Annotated in this window: 22 protein-coding genes; 14 read left to right on the forward strand and 8 right to left on the reverse strand. The window is 38.2% G+C overall.

The window, feature by feature from the left end; genetic code table 11:
• Positions 1-152 precede the first annotated feature (152 nt).
• The 9 genes from D8790_RS05040 (at position 153) to radC (ending at position 6005) form a co-directional block, all read left to right on the forward strand.
• On the forward strand, positions 153-575 hold the full coding sequence (locus tag D8790_RS05040; protein ID WP_125387800.1) for a ubiquitin carboxyl-hydrolase: 423 nt from the start codon (positions 153-155) through the stop codon (positions 573-575).
• A gap of 158 nt (positions 576-733) precedes the next feature.
• Positions 734-1150: a ubiquitin carboxyl-hydrolase gene (locus tag D8790_RS05045; RefSeq protein ID WP_125387801.1), complete on the forward strand. Its 417-nt coding sequence runs from the start codon at positions 734-736 to the stop codon at positions 1148-1150.
• Positions 1151-1235: 85 nt separating this feature from the next.
• The gene (locus D8790_RS05050) at positions 1236-1664 is read left to right on the forward strand and encodes a ubiquitin carboxyl-hydrolase (protein WP_125387802.1); all 429 of its coding nucleotides are present in this window, start codon (positions 1236-1238) and stop codon (positions 1662-1664) included.
• A 238-nt stretch (positions 1665-1902) separates the two neighbouring features.
• Complete coding sequence (locus D8790_RS05055) at positions 1903-2319, forward strand: ubiquitin carboxyl-hydrolase (RefSeq protein ID WP_125387803.1); 417 nt, start codon at positions 1903-1905, stop codon at positions 2317-2319.
• A gap of 315 nt (positions 2320-2634) precedes the next feature.
• Positions 2635-3063, forward strand: a complete 429-nt coding sequence (locus D8790_RS05060) for a ubiquitin carboxyl-hydrolase (protein ID WP_125371923.1) — start codon at positions 2635-2637, stop codon at positions 3061-3063.
• Positions 3060-4460 (forward strand): lipase, encoded by a 1401-nt coding sequence (locus D8790_RS05065; protein WP_125387804.1) that lies wholly within the window; start codon positions 3060-3062, stop codon positions 4458-4460. Before D8790_RS05060 ends, D8790_RS05065 begins: the two co-directional genes overlap by 4 nt.
• Positions 4442-4855 carry a hypothetical protein gene (locus D8790_RS05070; protein WP_125371924.1) on the forward strand — a complete coding sequence of 138 codons (414 nt, stop codon included), beginning with the start codon at positions 4442-4444 and terminating at the stop codon, positions 4853-4855. Before D8790_RS05065 ends, D8790_RS05070 begins: the two co-directional genes overlap by 19 nt.
• 17 nt (positions 4856-4872) lie before the next feature.
• Positions 4873-5187, forward strand: a complete 315-nt coding sequence (locus tag D8790_RS05075) for a hypothetical protein (RefSeq protein WP_015605011.1) — start codon at positions 4873-4875, stop codon at positions 5185-5187.
• Between the two features lie 134 nt (positions 5188-5321).
• Entirely contained in the window at positions 5322-6005 is a 684-nt protein-coding gene (gene radC / locus D8790_RS05080) for a RadC family protein (protein ID WP_061422797.1), read from the forward strand.
• Here radC and D8790_RS05085 read toward each other — a convergent pair.
• The 6 genes from D8790_RS05085 to D8790_RS05110 form a co-directional block, all read right to left on the reverse strand.
• Positions 6002-6694 carry a gamma-glutamyl-gamma-aminobutyrate hydrolase family protein gene (locus tag D8790_RS05085; protein WP_125387805.1) on the reverse strand — a complete coding sequence of 231 codons (693 nt, stop codon included), beginning with the start codon at positions 6692-6694 and terminating at the stop codon, positions 6002-6004. The two genes, radC and D8790_RS05085, sit on opposite strands and share 4 nt — an antisense overlap.
• Before the next feature lie 24 nt (positions 6695-6718).
• A complete protein-coding gene (locus D8790_RS05090) occupies positions 6719-7366 on the reverse strand; it encodes a redox-sensing transcriptional repressor Rex (RefSeq protein ID WP_005590387.1) in 648 nt (215 codons plus the stop codon).
• 133 nt (positions 7367-7499) lie between these two features.
• The gene (locus D8790_RS05095) at positions 7500-7847 is read right to left on the reverse strand and encodes a DUF1831 domain-containing protein (protein ID WP_061908934.1); all 348 of its coding nucleotides are present in this window, start codon (positions 7845-7847) and stop codon (positions 7500-7502) included.
• Position 7848: 1 nt separating this feature from the next.
• Entirely contained in the window at positions 7849-8961 is a 1113-nt protein-coding gene (locus D8790_RS05100; protein ID WP_125387806.1) for a cysteine desulfurase family protein, read from the reverse strand.
• An 11-nt stretch (positions 8962-8972) separates the two neighbouring features.
• Positions 8973-9929, reverse strand: a complete 957-nt coding sequence (locus D8790_RS05105; RefSeq protein WP_081105361.1) for a ribose-phosphate diphosphokinase — start codon at positions 9927-9929, stop codon at positions 8973-8975.
• Positions 9930-10007: 78 nt separating this feature from the next.
• On the reverse strand, positions 10008-10568 hold the full coding sequence (locus tag D8790_RS05110) for a CYTH domain-containing protein (RefSeq protein WP_125387807.1): 561 nt from the start codon (positions 10566-10568) through the stop codon (positions 10008-10010).
• A 95-nt stretch (positions 10569-10663) separates the two neighbouring features.
• Here D8790_RS05110 and yjbM point away from each other — a divergent pair, with 95 nt between their 5' ends.
• The 5 genes from yjbM to mutY are packed head-to-tail and all read left to right on the forward strand — an operon-like array spanning position 10664 to position 15240.
• Positions 10664-11335 carry a GTP diphosphokinase gene (gene yjbM, locus D8790_RS05115; protein ID WP_037585978.1) on the forward strand — a complete coding sequence of 224 codons (672 nt, stop codon included), beginning with the start codon at positions 10664-10666 and terminating at the stop codon, positions 11333-11335.
• On the forward strand, positions 11319-12137 hold the full coding sequence (locus D8790_RS05120; protein ID WP_005590379.1) for an NAD kinase: 819 nt from the start codon (positions 11319-11321) through the stop codon (positions 12135-12137). The genes yjbM and D8790_RS05120 overlap by 17 nt, the downstream gene beginning before the upstream one ends.
• Entirely contained in the window at positions 12134-13027 is an 894-nt protein-coding gene (locus D8790_RS05125) for an RluA family pseudouridine synthase (RefSeq protein ID WP_125387808.1), read from the forward strand. Before D8790_RS05120 ends, D8790_RS05125 begins: the two co-directional genes overlap by 4 nt.
• Before the next feature lie 18 nt (positions 13028-13045).
• Complete coding sequence (gene pta, locus D8790_RS05130; protein ID WP_125387809.1) at positions 13046-14020, forward strand: phosphate acetyltransferase; 975 nt, start codon at positions 13046-13048, stop codon at positions 14018-14020.
• Between the two features lie 56 nt (positions 14021-14076).
• Positions 14077-15240 carry an A/G-specific adenine glycosylase gene (gene mutY, locus D8790_RS05135; RefSeq protein WP_125387810.1) on the forward strand — a complete coding sequence of 388 codons (1164 nt, stop codon included), beginning with the start codon at positions 14077-14079 and terminating at the stop codon, positions 15238-15240.
• A 790-nt stretch (positions 15241-16030) separates the two neighbouring features.
• Here mutY and D8790_RS05145 read toward each other — a convergent pair.
• Positions 16031-16378 (reverse strand): DUF6568 family protein, encoded by a 348-nt coding sequence (locus tag D8790_RS05145; RefSeq protein WP_125387812.1) that lies wholly within the window; start codon positions 16376-16378, stop codon positions 16031-16033.
• Between the two features lie 111 nt (positions 16379-16489).
• The gene (locus D8790_RS05150) at positions 16490-18208 is read right to left on the reverse strand and encodes a phospho-sugar mutase (RefSeq protein WP_125387813.1); all 1719 of its coding nucleotides are present in this window, start codon (positions 18206-18208) and stop codon (positions 16490-16492) included.
• Positions 18209-18292 lie beyond the last annotated feature (84 nt).

Here is an 18292-nt window from a genome sequence, read left to right on the forward strand (position 1 = left end):
GAAGTAACAAGAGTTACTTCGTTTTTTGATTGATAAAACTAAAATGATATACGAACAGATACTAGAACGCTTTCAAAGAATATGCCTTCTTTATTAGATTGTGCTATACTTATGTTAGTATGGTACTCTTTTAGTCAAGAAAGGAAATTATCATGAAAATATATAAATCATTTTTAATATTTTTTATAGCATTTATATGTTTAGGAAGTATCACTGCCTGTAGCCAGTCCAAAACAGCAGAAAAGAAGTTTGATTTCATAATGACATCAGAAGATAAAAAGAGACTTCATAAAGAAGAAGAGCAAATTGCTTTGTATTTGGTGAATCATTATGAAGATGTGAAAAAAATAGAATTTGTAAATTTTTATAAAGGTAGTTTTGGGACGGGGGATTCTATATCTGTTAAAGTAAATTCAAATAATTATATAAAACCAATTACTTTAGGAGATCCAAGTGGCGAGTATATTATTAGCTATAATCCTGAGAACTTTCATTTGAATGAAAAGAATCCGCCAACTCAATTAGATAATCTAAAAAATATTGAGATTAAATATTATGAGGAGATAGAAAGGTGATCTCCATTTCAGATAAAAATCATAATAAATTAGCAAAAGAGGCGTACAACTTGAACCAAAGAACGAACAAATTTGCTTGATATATGATTGTTTTTATTAAAATATGCTATAGGTAGCATAGTTGAAGATTTTGAGATTTATAAAGAAAAGGAGTATTTATGAAAATATCTAAGTTACTTTTGATAGTATTTATTGGGTTTCTAGGGATAGGAACACTCAGTGCCTGTAGTCAGCAGAAAAAAACAGGACAGAAAGAGAAAGTTACTATGACAAAAGAAGAAAAAAAGGAACTTCGTAAAAAGGAAGAGAAAATAGCTTTGTATTTGGTGAATCATTACGAGGATGTGAAAAAGATTAAGTTTGATAAATTTCACAGGGGAGGATTTGGGATAGCAGATTCAATAAGTGTTATTGTCAATGATGATAGTTATATAAAACCAATTATATTTAACGATGATAGTGAAAGATATTCTGTTGATTATGATCCGAGTGATTTTCATTTAATAAAAAAGAAAAATTCTACAGAATTAACCAGTCTTGATGGGATTGAAGTGATATATTATGAGGAAAAGTAAATTGATTATAGAAAGATAATATAATTGAGGTATGAAATCGTCAATTTCAAGTTATTGATGACGCTGCATAAAGGAAGGAGTATTTATGAAAATATCTAAGTTACTTTTGATAGTATTTATTGGGCTTCTAGGGATAGGAACACTCAGTGCCTGTAGTCAGCAGAAAAAAATAGGACAGAAAGAGAAAGTTACATTGACAGAAGAAGAGAAAAAGATAATCAGAAAACAAGAGGAGGCTCTTGCTTTATTTTTGGTTAATAATTTTGAGGATATTGAAAAAATAGAATTTATAAGTATAGTAAAAGGTGGTTTTGGAACTTCCGATGTGGCGTATATGAAAATTAACGATGAACTCCTTGTGGATTCTAATCTGCAGGACACATATGATATTAATCATTATTCTTTGGGTTATCATCAAAGTTCAAAATTTTTAGTAAGAAAAGAAGTTCCTTCTTCATTTTCAAATACAGATGAGCTGAAAGTGAAAGTAATGTATTATGAGGGAAGAAAATGAATAGTATAACTGATGAAGATTATAAATGGATAGCAAAAAAGTTTTACAAATTAGCTCCTAAAAACAATGAAGACTCGCAAAGAAATTAGGGCAAATTTTTTATGTCAACAGTTGAAACACCGAGTTATTAATGCTTCTGAAGATGTGAACGCTTTCTTGTTTCATAATTATTTTGCTATAATATAACTATGTTAGTATAGTTGAAGATTGTATGTTTTATAAAAGAAGGGAATATTATATGAAAATATCTAAGTTACTTTTGATAGTATTTATCGGATTTCTAGGGTTGGGAACGCTCGGTGCCTGTAGCCAGCAGAAAAAAACAGAACAGAAGGAGAAAATTACTATGACAAAGGAGGAAAAAAAGAAACTTCGTAAAGAAGAAAAGAAAATCGCTTTGTACCTGGTAAATCATTATCAAGATGTGAAAAAAATAGAATTTGTAAATTTTCATAAAGGTGGTTTTGGGACGGGGGATACAATCACTATAAAGGTCAATGATAATAGTTATATTTTACCAACAGAGTTGGAAAGTATTGATGGATATTATTCAATAGGATATGATCCAAAAGACTTTCATTTGATAGAGAAGAAACCTCCAACACAGTTAACTAGTCTAGACGGAGTAGATGTTAGTTATTACGAGGATTATTAAATGACGCGTTGACTGATAAAGATTACAACATAATATCTAAAAAAGCCTATAATTTGGATCCGAAAGAATATAAAGCAGAAGAACAATTTAGTGTGGGAAAGGAATCTGACGTTAACGGTCGAAATTCCGAGTCATTGATGCTATTGGTTACTCTATTGAGTTAAAATATAATAGTATGTAAAATTTAGTTTCATCCATAATAAAAGTGATAAAAAATGTAAACGCTTGCTTGGTTTATATTCTTTTTGATATAATATATTATAATCGTGTTAGGATAGTTGATGATCTTGTGTTTTATAAAGGAAAGGAATATTTATGAAAATATCTAAGTTGCTTTTGATAGTATTTATTGGATTTCTAGGTTTGGGAACACTCGGTGCCTGTAGCCAGCAGAAAAAAACAGAACAGAAGGAGGAAGTAACATTGACAGCAGAAGAGAAAAAGATAATTAGAAAACAAGAAGAGGCTCTTGCTTTATTTTTGGTCAATAATTTTGAAGATGTTTATAAAATAGAGTTTGAAAGTATTTCAAAAGGCGGATTTGGTAGACCTAGATTCATTTATTTCTCGGTAAACGATAAAATAGAAGTTTCAACAGACTTAAAAGATAGTTACGATATACAGAATTATGGCTTGATCTATCATAATAGCTCAGAGGAACTGAAACGTAAGGAAGTTCCAACTAGTTATACAAAATTATCGGAAACCCAAATAAATGTTATACATTATGGAGAGAAGAAATGAACATAACGGATGCGGATTATAATAAAATTGCAACATATGTTTACGATATTGACCCAGTAGATAATCCGGATAAGCAATTATCAGTTGGAGAAACGATTAACGTTAATGGTCGAAAATTCCGAGTCATTGATGCTATTGGGAACTCTGCTGAACCAACGGATAATAGTATGCAAGCTATGGCTGTTGCTCCTGTTGATGATCAAGGGAACGTAGACTACAGTCAGGTAGTGGTTTCTTATGTTGGCACCAATTTTGGAGACAAAAAAGATGTTCTCAATGACCTTGAAAATCTAGGTATGGGTTTTACGGATAAAATGATAACAGGTCTCCCCTCGATTTCAGGGATGGGCAAAGGCATTCTAGAAGGACATTTTAACGATAGTGTTAAAAAGGAAGTTGTCGAAAACATTGTAGATGTTCAGTCAAAAACAGCATTAGAGTTTGCCCAGCGAGTAGAGAAAAAGGTTCGTAAAGAAAATCCCAATGCCATTATAACAACGAATGGTCATTCTTTGGGAGAGTCTATGGCACTTTATACTGCCTTAAAAATGGGATGGAATAATGTTGGCTTTAATGGTCCAGATATTCATAATATTGTTTCGGAAGAAGAAATAGCCTATATGCAGGCGCATCCAGAGCAATTTCGTAATTTTAGAAATCCAAATGATATGTTTTTGGGGAACATTTTGGGGAATAAAACAGGCGTTGCCATTTATGTCAATATGACAGATGCTAGTTTTGTTGATGAATCTTTACGAATTTTACAAGATGATAAACTTTCTTGGAAAGAAAAGGCAGATAAGATCTATAGTCTAGGGGATAAATATCATAGTTATAATACTTGGAGATTTAATAATAAAGGTCAACTCATTGATGAAAATGGCAATGTTGTGACCAATACTGCAAAAGGAAATGCGAATGCCCTCATCCTAGAAACAAAAACGAGAATGTTGCGGTATTATGGCATGAAAAGCTTACTTACAGAAAGCGGAGGTGGCCTAAGTAGCAACGAACGAATTTTTCTAGACAGCGAGCAAGCTACTATTGGTGCAAATGCTCTTGTTAATGCTGCTCAGCAAGTTTTGGATCAGATTAAGATTGAGAAACAAAGAGGAGTAGAAGAAGTTGAGTCTTTATTTGAAACGACCAAGTCTCCGTTTATGGTCAGTAGTCTCAGTCCTGATGAGATTAGATCGGCTTTTGCAGCTGGTGGTGTCACACATGATAGTGTGGTCGGAAATGTAGAAATCTCTCTACAAAATAAGCTCAACAAAGCGAGTCAAATATTAGATGAAATGACTAAATTGAAAGATAAAATTGCAGCTGGTATAAACAAAAAACTCGAAGAAGACATAGCTTTAGCAGGGGAATTCAATCAATGGAGAAATTTGAAGTAGCACAACGTGAAGTCGAAAAGAAAACTAAAGAATTAGAAGAATTGGAAGAGCGGCATCGAGAAAAGTTGCAAGAATTTGAGGAAAGAAATGATTATTTTCAAACTGCGCGTCGTGCCATACAAAATATTCTTGATGAAAAGTACGAAGAAACGTTACATTATTTGAAATCTACTGATGCGGATCAGGATTTTTATAGGATTCTTAATAGAGAGATGGAATCTTACCAAATGTTATCGGAAGATGCCTTGACGGAGGCGCAAAAAATATTGGAATTAGAATCTTTAAAAGAGAGTGATAATTTCCGACGAGAAAGACGATATCTAGATGATAAGTTAGAGGAGGCTTATCTGCGTAGGAGAATAGCCGCAGATGACAATAATAAAACTAGAGAGTAAAAGGAAGTGATGCTAAAATGGCAACAACATTGACTGAGGATATTACAGGTGTATTTACTGTAGGAAATTTCGATGATTTAGGAACTCGTCTGCTTGCTATTCAAAAACAGATTGAAAAATCTTTGATAACAAATGTTTATGCTCCACATATTCTTAGTAAAAGTGATGGTATTAAGACCAAATCTAAGGAAGCGATTAGTAAAGTTGCAAAGGAAGGAAAGTTGGCTATCAAGGGGATTAATGATACTTTAGATAGTGCCATCAAGGGACAATGGTCTACATCCGTTAGAGAGGCTGTTACAACAGCAAGCAACAAATATGATAAGATTTAGCAATTAATAATAAATAGCCTAAATAAATGAACTCGCCTAATCGATAGATTTTGTGTCTAACCTTTTGGTATGTAGTTCATTTATTTAGGTTCTTTTTTTTACTTAATAGCGAATTAATAAGTAAGGAGGTTGATATGTATCGTATTTCATTGCAGGATGACATAAGTATGATGCCGCGTGAACGGCTGATAAGAGAAGGAGCGGATAAACTTAGTAATCAGGAATTGCTATCTATATTTTTGCGAACAGGCAGCAAAAAAGAAACTGTCTTTCAAGTTTCTCAAAGGATTTTATCATCGATTTCTAGTTTGAATGATTTGAAATATCTGACTTTGCAAGAATTGCAGACAATTTCAGGAATTGGCCCTGTGAAGGCTGTTGAGTTGCAAGCCATTATTGAGCTTGGCTGCCGTATCAATAAGGCTGAAGTTCTGGAGAGGGAGCAAATCCTTGGAAGTCAAAAACTGGCTCGTAAAATGCAGGTAGAATTGGGAGATAAAAAGCAGGAGTGTTTGGTCGCTATTTATCTCAACAGTCAAAACCAGATCATCCATCAGCAGACAATCTTTGTAGGAACGGTAACTAGAAGTATTGCTGAACCGCGCGAGATTTTGCATTATGCTCTCAAACACTTGGCGACATCTATTATACTTGTACACAATCATCCTTCTGGAGTGACTTTACCAAGTAAGAATGACGACGAGGTCACCAAACACATGAAAGAAGCTTGTGAACTAATGGGGTTGGTTCTTTTAGATCATTTAATTGTTTCAAAAAATAATTATTATAGCTATCGTGAAAAAACGGATTTGATCTAAAGTTTGTGAACGACATAATCAAACAAGGCTAAATCACCTGTTCTTGTGGGAAATAGAAATTCTGGATGCCACTGCACACCAAGAAATGGACTCCCATCAGTCGAGGTAACAGCCTCAATGACCTTATCCCGAGGATCGTAGGCTATGACTTCTAGATTTTTCGCTAGATCCTTGATACTTTGGTGATGGAATGAGTTGATTTGACAAGTAGGTCCGTATAATTCATGGAGGATGGAGCCATTTTTAGTGACCATAGTCTGTGTAGTGTATTGAGCAGTGCTATCTTGCCAGTGATTCTCAATGTCTTGGTGAAGTGTGCCACCCATGGCGACATTGTAAAGCTGAGTACCACGACAGACACCAAAAATAGGTTTGTTTTGCTTGCGTGCTTCTCGGATGAGAGCTAGTTCAAATAGATCCCTTTGAAGCAGATAATCATCACTTTCGATAGTCTGTTCCTCGCCGTAGAAATGAGTATGGACATTTTGTCCACCGGTAAGGATCAGTTTATCGATCATAGTGATATAGGTGTGAGCTAAGGCTTCATCACCAATTGGTAAGATAATTGGGATTCCTCCAACTTTATTGACTCCCTCGATAAAGCCAGTTGAAGTATAACTGATATGGATAAATTGATCGTTGGGAATATCCCTTTGGTTTCCTGTTATACCGATAATCGGTTTTTTCATAAAGTGTCTGTTTCCTTTCTTACCTTACTCATCATCTTTTCTCATGAAGTAGAGTAAGGTTTGGAGTTCGCTGGTTAGGTCCACATATTGTACAACCACATCTTTAGGGACAGATAGGTGTACTGGGGAGAAGCAAAGAATTCCCTTGATACCAGCATCAACCAAGACGGATGCGACTTCTTGTGCCTTAACGCTCGGAACTGTCAGAATGGCAGTCTTTACGTTTCCTTCTTGGACTTTTTCTTTTATTTGAGAAATTCCATAAATAGGAATTCCATCATTTGTGGTGGTCCCGACGTCAGAATAATCATCTGTATCAAAGGCCATTACAATCTTCATTTTATTCCGTTCATGAAAGCGGTAGTGTAAAAGAGCACGGCCCATATTTCCGACACCAACGATCATGACATTTGTAATCGAGTTGTCGTTGAGAAGATTGGCAAAGAAATTCATTAGTTTCTTGACATCGTAGCCAAAACCTCTACGACCTAACTCACCGAAGTAAGAAAAGTCACGCCGAACAGTCGCAGAGTCGATTCCAATCGCCTCTGCGATTTGTTTTGAATTGGCCTTTTCAATATTTTCCGCGTTAAATCGCTTGAAAATTCGGTAGTAGAGGGAGAGCCGTTTAGCAGTAGCACGTGGAATAGAATTGCTTTTTTCAGTTTTCACAAAATCACGACCTTTCTATCTTCTATTCTATAGAAAGCTTGTGAAAAAATCAACTAATTTGATGAACAAAATATTATTATACTAATAAAGATAGATAAAATAATAGAAATAAGCAAAATTCTTAGAATTTCGCTTATTGGGGGGCTTTTTCAAAAATGTCTCTTTCAACTAAACTATCCATCAAGAAATAGAATTTTTGCTGAATAATATGGTGTTTTTCTGATTTGAAGATATTAACCAATCTTAAACCAGACTTGTCCGTAATATTGATTTTTACTCCGCTTAGATCTTTATTGACGATAATCTTAAGCAAGAATCCATCGCCACTATTGGGAACCGCTTCAAGTAAACGAGAAAGCTCATAATTACCAACTTTTGTTTCAGCAAATGTATTGTCCCGTAAGGTAAATTTCTTAACATTTGGATGGAGTGAGTAGGTGAAGTCGCAGTTTGCTAAGCTAACAGATGTTTGAAAAGCCATCTTATCCTCCTAGTATTTCTTTTAGTTTTTGGCTGAATAGTTTGATTTCTTGGATGCTAGTTTGGTCTGATACACTGATACGAATGGATTCTTTTAAGCGCTCAGAGTTTGGGCCATATAAGGCTTGAAGGACATGACTGGGCTGAACAGCACCAGCTGTACAAGCAGAGCCAGTCGAGATTGAAAAGCCATTAAGGTCCATTTTAAGCAAGATAAGATCATTCTTTTGGTTTGGAAATCCAATATTGACAACATAAGGCAGGCTGGGCTGACTTTCGTTTAGGTAGTAGTCTATATCCGTTAGGTTGTCCAGTAAAGTATCTTTTAACTGCTGGGCATGCTCAAGATTTTCCTCTAAATGGGCAACATTTTCAGAAAGGGCAGTTGCCATTCCGACAATGGAAACGAGGTTTTCTGTACCCGCTCGATGCTTGTTTTCTTGATCGCCGCCATGCATGAAATTATCAAAATCCATCTGGTCAGCATAGAGAAATCCAACTCCTTTTGGACCGTGGAATTTGTGGGCTGATGCACTCAGGAAATTGATTCCCCATTCTTCAGGATAGACAGGGAGCTTTCCGACCGCTTGGACTGCGTCAACGTGAAAAGCAGCAGGATGATCCTTTAGTAATTCACCAATTTCTTGAATCGGCAAAATATAGCCTGTTTCATTGTTGACAGCCATGACTGAGACAAGGATAGTATCTGATCTGAGAGCATTCTTGATATCTTCCGTTCGGATTTGCCCATCTACTGGCTGAATAATAGTCGCTTCAAAGCCAAAATGCTCCACTAAGTATTCAACAGGCTCTAAAACAGCATGGTGTTCAATGGCTGTAGTGATAATATGCTTGCCTTGATTCTGATGGCGTAAGGCATATCCCTTGATTGCAGTGTTATTGCTTTCAGTAGCACCTGATGTAAAGAGGATATTTTTGCTCTGTGTGTGTAGAACTTTAGCAATATCTTCGCGAGCTTGTCGGAGCAGTTTTTTAGCTTCTCGACCGTGGCTGTGGGTACTGGATGGATTGCCGAAGATTGTCATTGCCTGAGTCATAGATTTAATTGCAGCAGGTGACAAGGCAGTCGTAGCAGCATTATCTAAATAAATCACAAATTTATCCCTTATTTCTTTTGAAAAGCAAAAAGTGGGCTGACTGGTTTTCTCTCTTGAATACGCACGATAGCATCACCAATCAACTCGCTGGCTGTGATGTAGTGAACATTCTTCGGAGTCTTTTCTTTTGTATCAACAGAGTCAGTCACTAAGATTTCTCGGATAGGAACACTGTCTAGTAAGTCTGCAGCTTCATCTGCAAATAAACCATGACTTGAGACAGCATAGATTTCGACAGCCCCTTCACGTTCAACGATTTTAGCAGCTTCTGAGAAGGTACGACCGGTATTTAAGATATCGTCAATCAAAATTGCTTTTTTGCCTTCAACCTCACCGATGATATATCCTTCGGAGCGTCCTGCCTCATCTTCACCATAGTCGATGATGGCGATTGGAGCGTCGAGATATTCCGCCAAGCTACGAGCGCGTTTCACGCCAGAATTTTTCGGGCTAACGACGACAACATCCTCGCCAGTTAATCCCATATTGCAATAATGTTCGGCAAACAATGGAATAGTGAAGAGATTATCGACAGGAATATCAAAGAAGCCTTGTACTTGGACAGCGTGAAGGTCAAGTGAGATAACTCTGTCTACGCCAGCTCCAACCAGCATATTGGCAACGAGTTTTGCAGTGATTGGCTCGCGAGGAGCCGCTGTCCGATCTTGGCGAGCATAACCAAAATAAGGCATAACCACAGTTACGGTATTGGCACTTGCTCGTTTACAGGCATCAACCATAATCAATAACTCCATCAAGTGATTATTGACTGGGAAGCTGGTAGACTGGATGATATAGATATCATAGCCACGGACACTTTCCTCAATGTTAATCTGAATCTCACCATCAGAAAATTGGCGGGAAGAAAGCTTGCCTAAAGGTACTCCGGCAGCTTCAGCAATCTTCTCAGCAATTGAGTGATTGGAATTGAGGGAGAAAAGCTTCATATTTTTTTTGTCTGACATTAGAATGACCATCCTCTTTTTGTCTCTTTAGATTTATAAATATTATTTTACCAAAAAAATGAGATTATTTCAGCATTTTTACAAGTTTTCGGCAAATCTGGCAATCTTACTTTTACCAGGCTTGTATTGGATTTGATTTTCGTTTAAAAAGTCTATGAACTTTTGCTCCCCCTCTTCGATATCATTGATCTCTAACTCTAATTCGAAATCTTTTTTGCCAAAGTAATGGCTTTCGTCTAAGGCAAAAAGTCCGAGTGCATCTTGTTTTTCGTATCGAATATTTTCAAGAGTTCCGAGTATTGTTAGTTTGTCAACTGGGATTCCTTTTTCTTGGAGTTTATCTAGGATTTCTCCCTGAGGAAATTGCAAATTTTCTGTAATTTCTTTAGATTCATCTTTGGACAATGCTTGGTTGTACTCGAAATTTCCAAGTTTTTGAGGAATTTTTAGAGTAAACTCAGCAGCGTCAGGAGTGGTTCGGACTCGCAGAGCCATACGAGCTTCACGGAGAGCAAAGTCAGCCGAATCAATATAATAGTTGACTTGGAAAATTGGCTGGACATGATCAAAGAAGGTCAGAAGTCGTTTATGTTCGTCTTCTGTTAACATTGTTTTGTATTCAATTTCTAAATGGTTCATTTTTAAATCCTTTTCTTTATCTGAAAGCGATTTTATGTTATAATAACAACTGTGTTTATTTTATACAAAAAACGAATAGATGACAAGGTATGTATATGACAATAGATTGGGAAGATTTTCTGGATCCATATATTCAGGCGGTTGGTGAGTTGAAAATAAAGCTTCGTGGCATTCGCAAACAGTATCGCAAACAGCAACGCCATTCACCGATCGAGTTTGTAACTGGTCGCGTAAAACATATTGAAAGCATCAAGGAAAAAATGGAACTTCGCGGGATTACTGAGGAAAACTTAGCCCAAGAGATGCAGGATATTGCTGGTTTGCGTGTCATGGTTCAATTTGTAGACGATGTGGATGAAGTTTTGGAAGTTTTGCGAAATCGGACAGATATGCGTATCGTTCAGGAGCGTGATTACATCAAAAACAAGAAAGACAGTGGTTACCGTAGCTACCATGCCATCGTTGAATATCCAGTAGATACGATTAACGGAAATAAAGTTATCTTAGCAGAAATTCAGATTCGTACCTTGTCCATGAACTTTTGGGCAACGATTGAGCACTCTTTAAACTATAAGTATAAAGGAGAATTCCCAGAGGAAATCAAACGTCGCTTGGAGACAACAGCTAATCTCGCCTATCAGCTAGATGAAGAGATGGGAGCCATTCGTGATGCCATCCAAGAAGCACAAGCACTCTTTGATCCTCTGCACCGCAAGCTAAATGACGGTGTTGGAAATAGTGACGATACAGATGAAGAATACAGGTAAAAAAATAGCGATAATCCGCAATCGCAAAAGGCAGAGTGAGGAAGTATTTCAAACTCTGATGCAAAAATTGCGGAAAGCAGGCTTTATCCTGACACCCAAAAATCCAGATATCGTGATTTCTGTCGGTGGTGATGGGATGCTGCTATCAGCCTTTCACAAATATGAAGAGCAACTGGATAAGGTGCGTTTTGTCGGTGTCCATACCGGACATTTGGGTTTTTATACAGATTACAGAGACTTTGAAATTGATAAATTAGTGGAAAATCTGAAATTGGACACAGGTGCCAAGGTCTCTTATCCGATTTTAAATGTCAAGCTAACCTTTGAAAATGGGGAAACGCGGACGATTCGTGCGCTCAATGAAGCAACGATTAAACGCTCCGACAGAACCATGGTTGTTGATGTGGTCATCAATAATGTTCATTTTGAGCGTTTTAGAGGCGACGGGATTTCTGTCTCAACGCCTACTGGAAGCACAGCCTACAATAAATCATTGGGAGGAGCTGTTCTACATCCAACGATTGAAGCCTTGCAAGTAACAGAAATTGCTAGTCTGAATAATCGTGTGTATCGTACTTTAGGTTCCTCAGTTATCGTTCCTAAAAAAGATAAGATTGAGCTGCTGCCGACACGCAATGATTACTATACCATAGCGGTTGATAATCAAACATTTTCTTATAAAAATATTGTCCGTATTGAGTACCAAATTGATAATCATAAGATTAACTTTGTGGCTTCGCCTAGCCATACCAGCTTTTGGAACCGCGTGAGAGACTCCTTTATCGAGGAGTGCCAAGAATGAGATTTGAATTTATTGCGGATGAGCATGTCAAAGTCAAAACTTTTTTGAAAAAGCATGAAATTTCAAAAGCCCTTTTGGCCAAAGTGAAGTTTGCAGGTGGGAATATTCTTGTCAATGGTCAATCTCAAAATGCCATTTATTTGCTGGATATTGGCGATAAGGTGACAGTAGATATCCCTTCTGAGAAAGGCTTTGAAAGCCTAGAAGCCGTGGATCGTGAGTTGTCGATCGTATATGAAGATGAGCACTTTCTAGTTTTAGATAAACCTGCCGGAGTAGCTAGTATTCCTAGTGTCAACCATTCGAATACGATGGCAAACTTTGTTAAGGCTTACTATATTCGGCAAGATTATGAAAATCAGCAGGTTCACATTGTAACGAGATTAGATCGCGATACCAGTGGACTCATGCTCTTTGCAAAACATGGCTATGCTCATGCAAGACTGGATAAGCAACTGCAGAAAAAAATGATTGAAAAACGTTATCATGCGCTCGTTCAGGGGAGCGGTGAGCTTAAAGCGGAGGGAGATATAATTGCGCCGATCGGACGCGACCCTGACAGCATCATCACCAGATGTGTGACAAAGGATGGCAAGTATGCTCATACCAGCTACAAGGTTGTGGAGCAGTTTGGCGATATCTATCTGGTAGACATTCGTCTGCATACAGGGAGGACCCATCAGATTCGTGTGCACTTTGCCCATCTTGGATTTCCTCTCCTTGGAGATGATCTCTATGGAGGGACTTTGGAAGCGGGAATTACACGTCAGGCCTTGCATTGTCACTCTTTATCTTTTTATAATCCATTTTTGGAAAAGCAGCTCCAATTGGAATCCCAGTTGCCGATTGATTTCCAAAACACCATTACATCGTTAACAAAAAATAATTAATTTTTAAAGGAGAAACTCATGGAAGTTTTTGAAAGTCTAAGAGACTCAGTTGTTGGTAAAAATGTTCGTATTGTATTGCCAGAAGGACAAGAACCACGTATTCTTCAAGCGGTTAAACGCATAGTAAAAGAATCAGAAGTTACACCAGTTCTTTTGGGAGATCCAGATAAAATTCGTATTTACTTGGAAATCGAAAATATCATGGACGGATATGAAGTTATAGACCCTAAAAACTATGACAGATTGGAAGAGATGGTGGCGGCTCTTGTAGAGCGTCGTAAGGGCAAAATCAGTGAAGAAGAAGCTCTTGAGCTTTTAAAAACAGACGTTAACTATTTTGGGGTTATGCTAGTCTATCTCGGTATCGTAGATGGTATGGTTTCTGGCTCTATCCACTCTACAGCTGCCACAGTGCGTCCAGCTTTGCAAATCATTAAAACACGTCCAAATGTAACAAGAACTTCAGGTGCCTTCCTCATGGTGCGTGGTTCAGAACGTTATCTTTTCAGCGACTGTGCCATTAACATCAATCCTGATTCAGAAGCTTTGGCAGAAATTGCGATTAACTCAGCCGTGACAGCTAAAATGTTTGGCATTGATCCTAAGATTGCTATGCTGAGCTATTCGACTAAAGGTTCTGGCTTTGGAGAAAGCGTTGATAAAGTGGTACAAGCGACTAAGTTGGTCCATGATTTGCGCCCAGACTTAGAAGTTGACGGGGAATTACAATTTGACGCTGCCTTTGTACCAAGCACAGCAGCCTTGAAAGCTCCAGGAAGCAAGGTTGCAGGTAAAGCGACTGTCTTTGTCTTCCCAAGCATTGAAGCAGGAAATATCGGTTATAAAATGGCAGAGCGTTTAGGTGGATTCTCAGCTGTCGGTCCAGTTCTTCAAGGATTGAACAAGCCAGTAAACGACCTTTCTCGCGGATGTAATTCAGATGACGTTTATAACTTAACACTGATTACAGCTGCACAAAGTGTTGACCAATAAAATAACTAAAAAAGATGAGTGATTCATCTTTTTTAGTCTGTTTAAGTATGAGAGAAATGGTAGATTTAAAAAAATTTGGAATTGAAATGTGGGAAGAAGAGAAAATAGCCTCTTTTCGCAAGAAATTATTGACTTGGTATGATGAAAACAAGCGCGATCTGCCTTGGCGTAGGTCCAATAATCCTTATCATATCTGGGTTTCTGAGATTATGTTGCAGCAAACACGTGTGGATACGGTGATTCCTTACTATGAGCGTTTTCTTGACTGGTTTCCAACTGTGGCCGACTTAGCGCAAGCGCCCGAGGAGAGATTGCTCAAAGCTTGGGAAGGTTTGGGCTATTATTCGCGGGTGCGAAATATGCAAAAGGCAGCCCAGCAGATAATGACGGATTTTGATGGAAAATTTCCTGATAGCTATGAAGGAATTGCTAGCCTCAAAGGGATTGGACCTTATACGGCTGGTGCTATTGCTAGTATTGCCTTTGGTCTAGCTGAGCCTGCGGTGGACGGCAATGTCATGCGGGTACTGAGTCGATTGTTTGAAGTGGATTTAGATATTGGTCAACCCAGCAATCGCAAGGTCTTTCAGGCTATGATGGAGATTCTGATTGATCCAGGCAGACCTGGAGATTTCAATCAGGCGTTGATGGATTTGGGATCGGATATCGAAGCTCCTGTCAATCCTCATCCAGAAGACAGCCCTGTAAAAGAGTTCAGCGCAGCTTATTTGCACGGAACTATGGATAAATATCCCATTAAAGCACCTAAAAAGAAGCCAGTTCCGGTCTATCTGCAAGGCTTGATTATCGAAAATGAACAGGGACAGTTCTTGCTTGAAAAGAATGAGGCCGCTGGCTTGTTATCAGGTTTTTGGCATTTTCCCTTGATTGAAGTCGAAGAATTTCAAACTGAAAATCAGATGTCCTTGTTTGAGGTGGCTGAAAATCAGCCCAGTCTGGATCTGTCTCCTCAAGAAAGCTTTGAGCAGGATTATGATTTGACTGTCGATTGGCAGCAGAAGTCCTTTCCAAAGGTGCAACATGTATTCAGTCATCGCAAGTGGCATATCCAGCTGGCTTATGGCCGTGTTAAAGATAGCCAGCACGCAGCTGACGGAGAGGTCTTGTGGCTTCATCCAGAAGACTTTGGTAATTACCCCTTTGCCAAGCCCCAGCAGAAGATGTGGGAGGCTTTTAGAAACGTAAAAGATGGAAACTAAGGTCAATAGTCTGTTGTACTCGATTAAATTTACGAAGAATAGGAAATCACTAAAATATGTCCCATACCCCTAGTCCTCCAGATAAAACTTTTATTGGACGTCGTAGCAGACTTGCTGGTGTCATTTATTTTATATTAGGAGCTTTGAATTTCTTACATTGCCTTCTTTATTTTCAGTGGATATTTTCCCCAACTGCGAGAACTGACTTCATCATTATTCTAATTTTTATAGGTTTAAATATTTATTTTTTGACTCGCGAGTTCATCTATAAATGCTTCCATTGGTGTGGCTATCATGCCTTACCTGAGTTAGCTAAGTTCGGGAGCGGACGCTATTCCTTTCACTTGCCTGTCTTCGAAAGACATACCGAAAACTATAAAGTCTATTACAGTAAAAGATCAAAGAAACATCAATTTCTTTTCTTTGTGAGCTATATTTTATATGTGAATTTAATTTTAGTAGTTCTTTTGCTCTTCTCATGTGCATACTGGGATATGTTCATTGAGAGTTCCTCGAAATTTCAAGATTGGCATGCTTTTCTATTTATCTTTTTAATAATCATCCTGTATATCTGTATTGAAGCTTTATTTAAAAAATATAAACATTGGTTTAAAAATTATTTTAAACTAGATGATAGAATAGTAGAACACGGCTTTCCGATATATACTTTAAAAGAAAAATAAAAGACAAACAATATAGTTTGTCTTTTTTGTTTTTAAAATAACTTATAGTCCTTCTTGCTCTGTAAGGCGTGAGACAAATAAACTACCCTTTAAATGGGAACTTGTGCTTAAATTCCAACAAAAGCTTTAATCTCATCTGCAGTCATAGAAGAATCACAACGAACAGCTACTTGGCCGTCTTGAACATGAACAAAACCAGGAACCGTCGGAATGCTGTATTCAGAGCGGAAAGCTTGCAATTTCTCTAATTCACTAGCTTCTTCGCTATTGATGAAGAAAATATGTGCCTTGGTATCAGCCACAACACCAGCCAATGTTCCAGCAAATTTACGGCAGTAAGGGCAAGTTTTGCGACCAACGAAGAAAGTTGCAGTTTCTTTGTCAGCAATCGCTTGACGAGCTCGGTCAACAGTTGTGACTTCCAAGTCTTTAATATTTTGAGCAAATTGTTCCATAAATAATCCTCATTTCTTTTGATAAAACTAGTATGCCATAAAGTTTCTAAAATTGCTTAGATTTGATACGAAAAAAAGATGAGATTGGTTCGTCTCATCTTTTATAATTGCTTATTTTACAAAAGCATTGATTTCCGATTCAATATTTGCAATCTTAGCTTGAGAATCCTCATTGCTATCGCCGACAACGGCAATGTAGAACTTGATTTTTGGTTCAGTTCCAGATGGGCGGACAGCAATCCATGAACCATCAGCCAAGGTGTATTTCAGCACATCGCTTGGAGGAGTTGTCAAGTTTGTAACAGTACCATCTGCAGCAGTAGCAGTTTGAGCCTTAAAGTCTTCTACGACAGTAATAGCTGTTTGGTTCCATTCTTTCGGACCATTGTCACGGAATTTAGCCATGATAGCCTTGATTTGCTCGGCTCCATCAACACCAGACAGGGTTACAGAAATAGTCTTTTCAGCAAAGTAACCATACTCTTTGTAGATTTCTTCAATACCGTCAGCCAGAGTCAAACCACGTGAGCGGTAGTAGGCAGCTAGCTCAGCTACAACCAAGACTGCTTGGATAGCGTCTTTATCACGTACGAATGGTTTAATCAAGTAACCGAAGCTCTCTTCAAATCCCATCATATAAGTGTGATTGTGCTTTTCTTCGAATTCTTGAATCTTTTCAGCGATAAATTTGAAACCAGTCAAGACATTGAACATGGTTGCACCGTAGCTTTCAGCAATCTTAGTTACCAAGTCAGTAGAAACGATAGATTTGCAGAGAGCTGCGTTAGCTGGCAGAGTTCCAGCACTCTTATGAGCTTCCAAGATGTACTTAGCCATGATAGCTCCGATTTGGTTGCCTGAAAGGTTGAGGTAGCTTCCATCTTTTTGCAGAACTTCTACACCGACACGGTCAGCATCTGGGTCAGTTGCGACCAAGACATCTGCACCAACTTTACGGCCTAATTCCTCAGCTAAGGCAAAGGCTGCTTGGCTTTCAGGGTTTGGAGATTTAACAGTTGAAAAGTCAGGGTCTGGAGTTGCTTGCGCTTCAACAACTTGAACAGAGTCAAATCCTGCTTGGGCAAGAGCGCGACGGGCCAACATTTCCCCAGTACCATGAAGTGGTGTGTAGACAATTTTCATGTCCTTGCCGTATTCGTCAATCAGTTTTTGGTTGATATTGACATCTTTAACTTCCTTGAGGTATTCAGCATCAATAGCATCGCCAATCACTTCAATCAAGCCGGAAGCTTTTTCAGCTTCAACATCAGCTACCTCAATCGCAAAAGGATTTTCAATCGCACGGATGTAATCAGTCAATGCATCTGCATCATGCGGAGGCATTTGTCCGCCGTCTTCACCATATACCTTGTAGCCGTTAAATGGAGCAGGGTTGTGGCTGGCTGTAATCATGATACCAGCAAAAGTTCCCAAATGGCGCACTGCAAATGAAAGTTCTGGTGTTGGGCGTAGGCTTTCAAATACATAAGACTTGATACCGTGTTTAGCTAAGACTGCAGCAGATTCAAAGGCAAATTCTGGTGAGAAATGACGAGAGTCGTAAGCAATCGCAACACCGCGTTTTTTGAACTCATCTCCTTTTTCTTCAATCAAGCGAGCCAAACCCTCAGTTGCCTGACGGACAACATAGATATTGATACGGTTGGTACCAGCGCCAATTAAACCACGCATACCAGCAGTACCAAACTCAAGGTTTGTATAAAAGGCATCTTCCTTAGTTTTTTCGTCCATACCTTCTAACTCTTTCCGAAGATAGTCAGGAAGTTCAGCGAAGTCAAGCCATTTTTTGAAGTTTTCGTGATAGGTCATAGATGGAGTCTCCTTTATATTTAAGATAGAAAATCACCGCGTCTTTAAGGATAAGCCGCAAGATTTTCTTGTTTGTTTAATCGC

Source organism: Streptococcus cristatus (assembly GCF_003943535.1).
Classification (GTDB): domain Bacteria; phylum Bacillota; class Bacilli; order Lactobacillales; family Streptococcaceae; genus Streptococcus; species Streptococcus cristatus_L.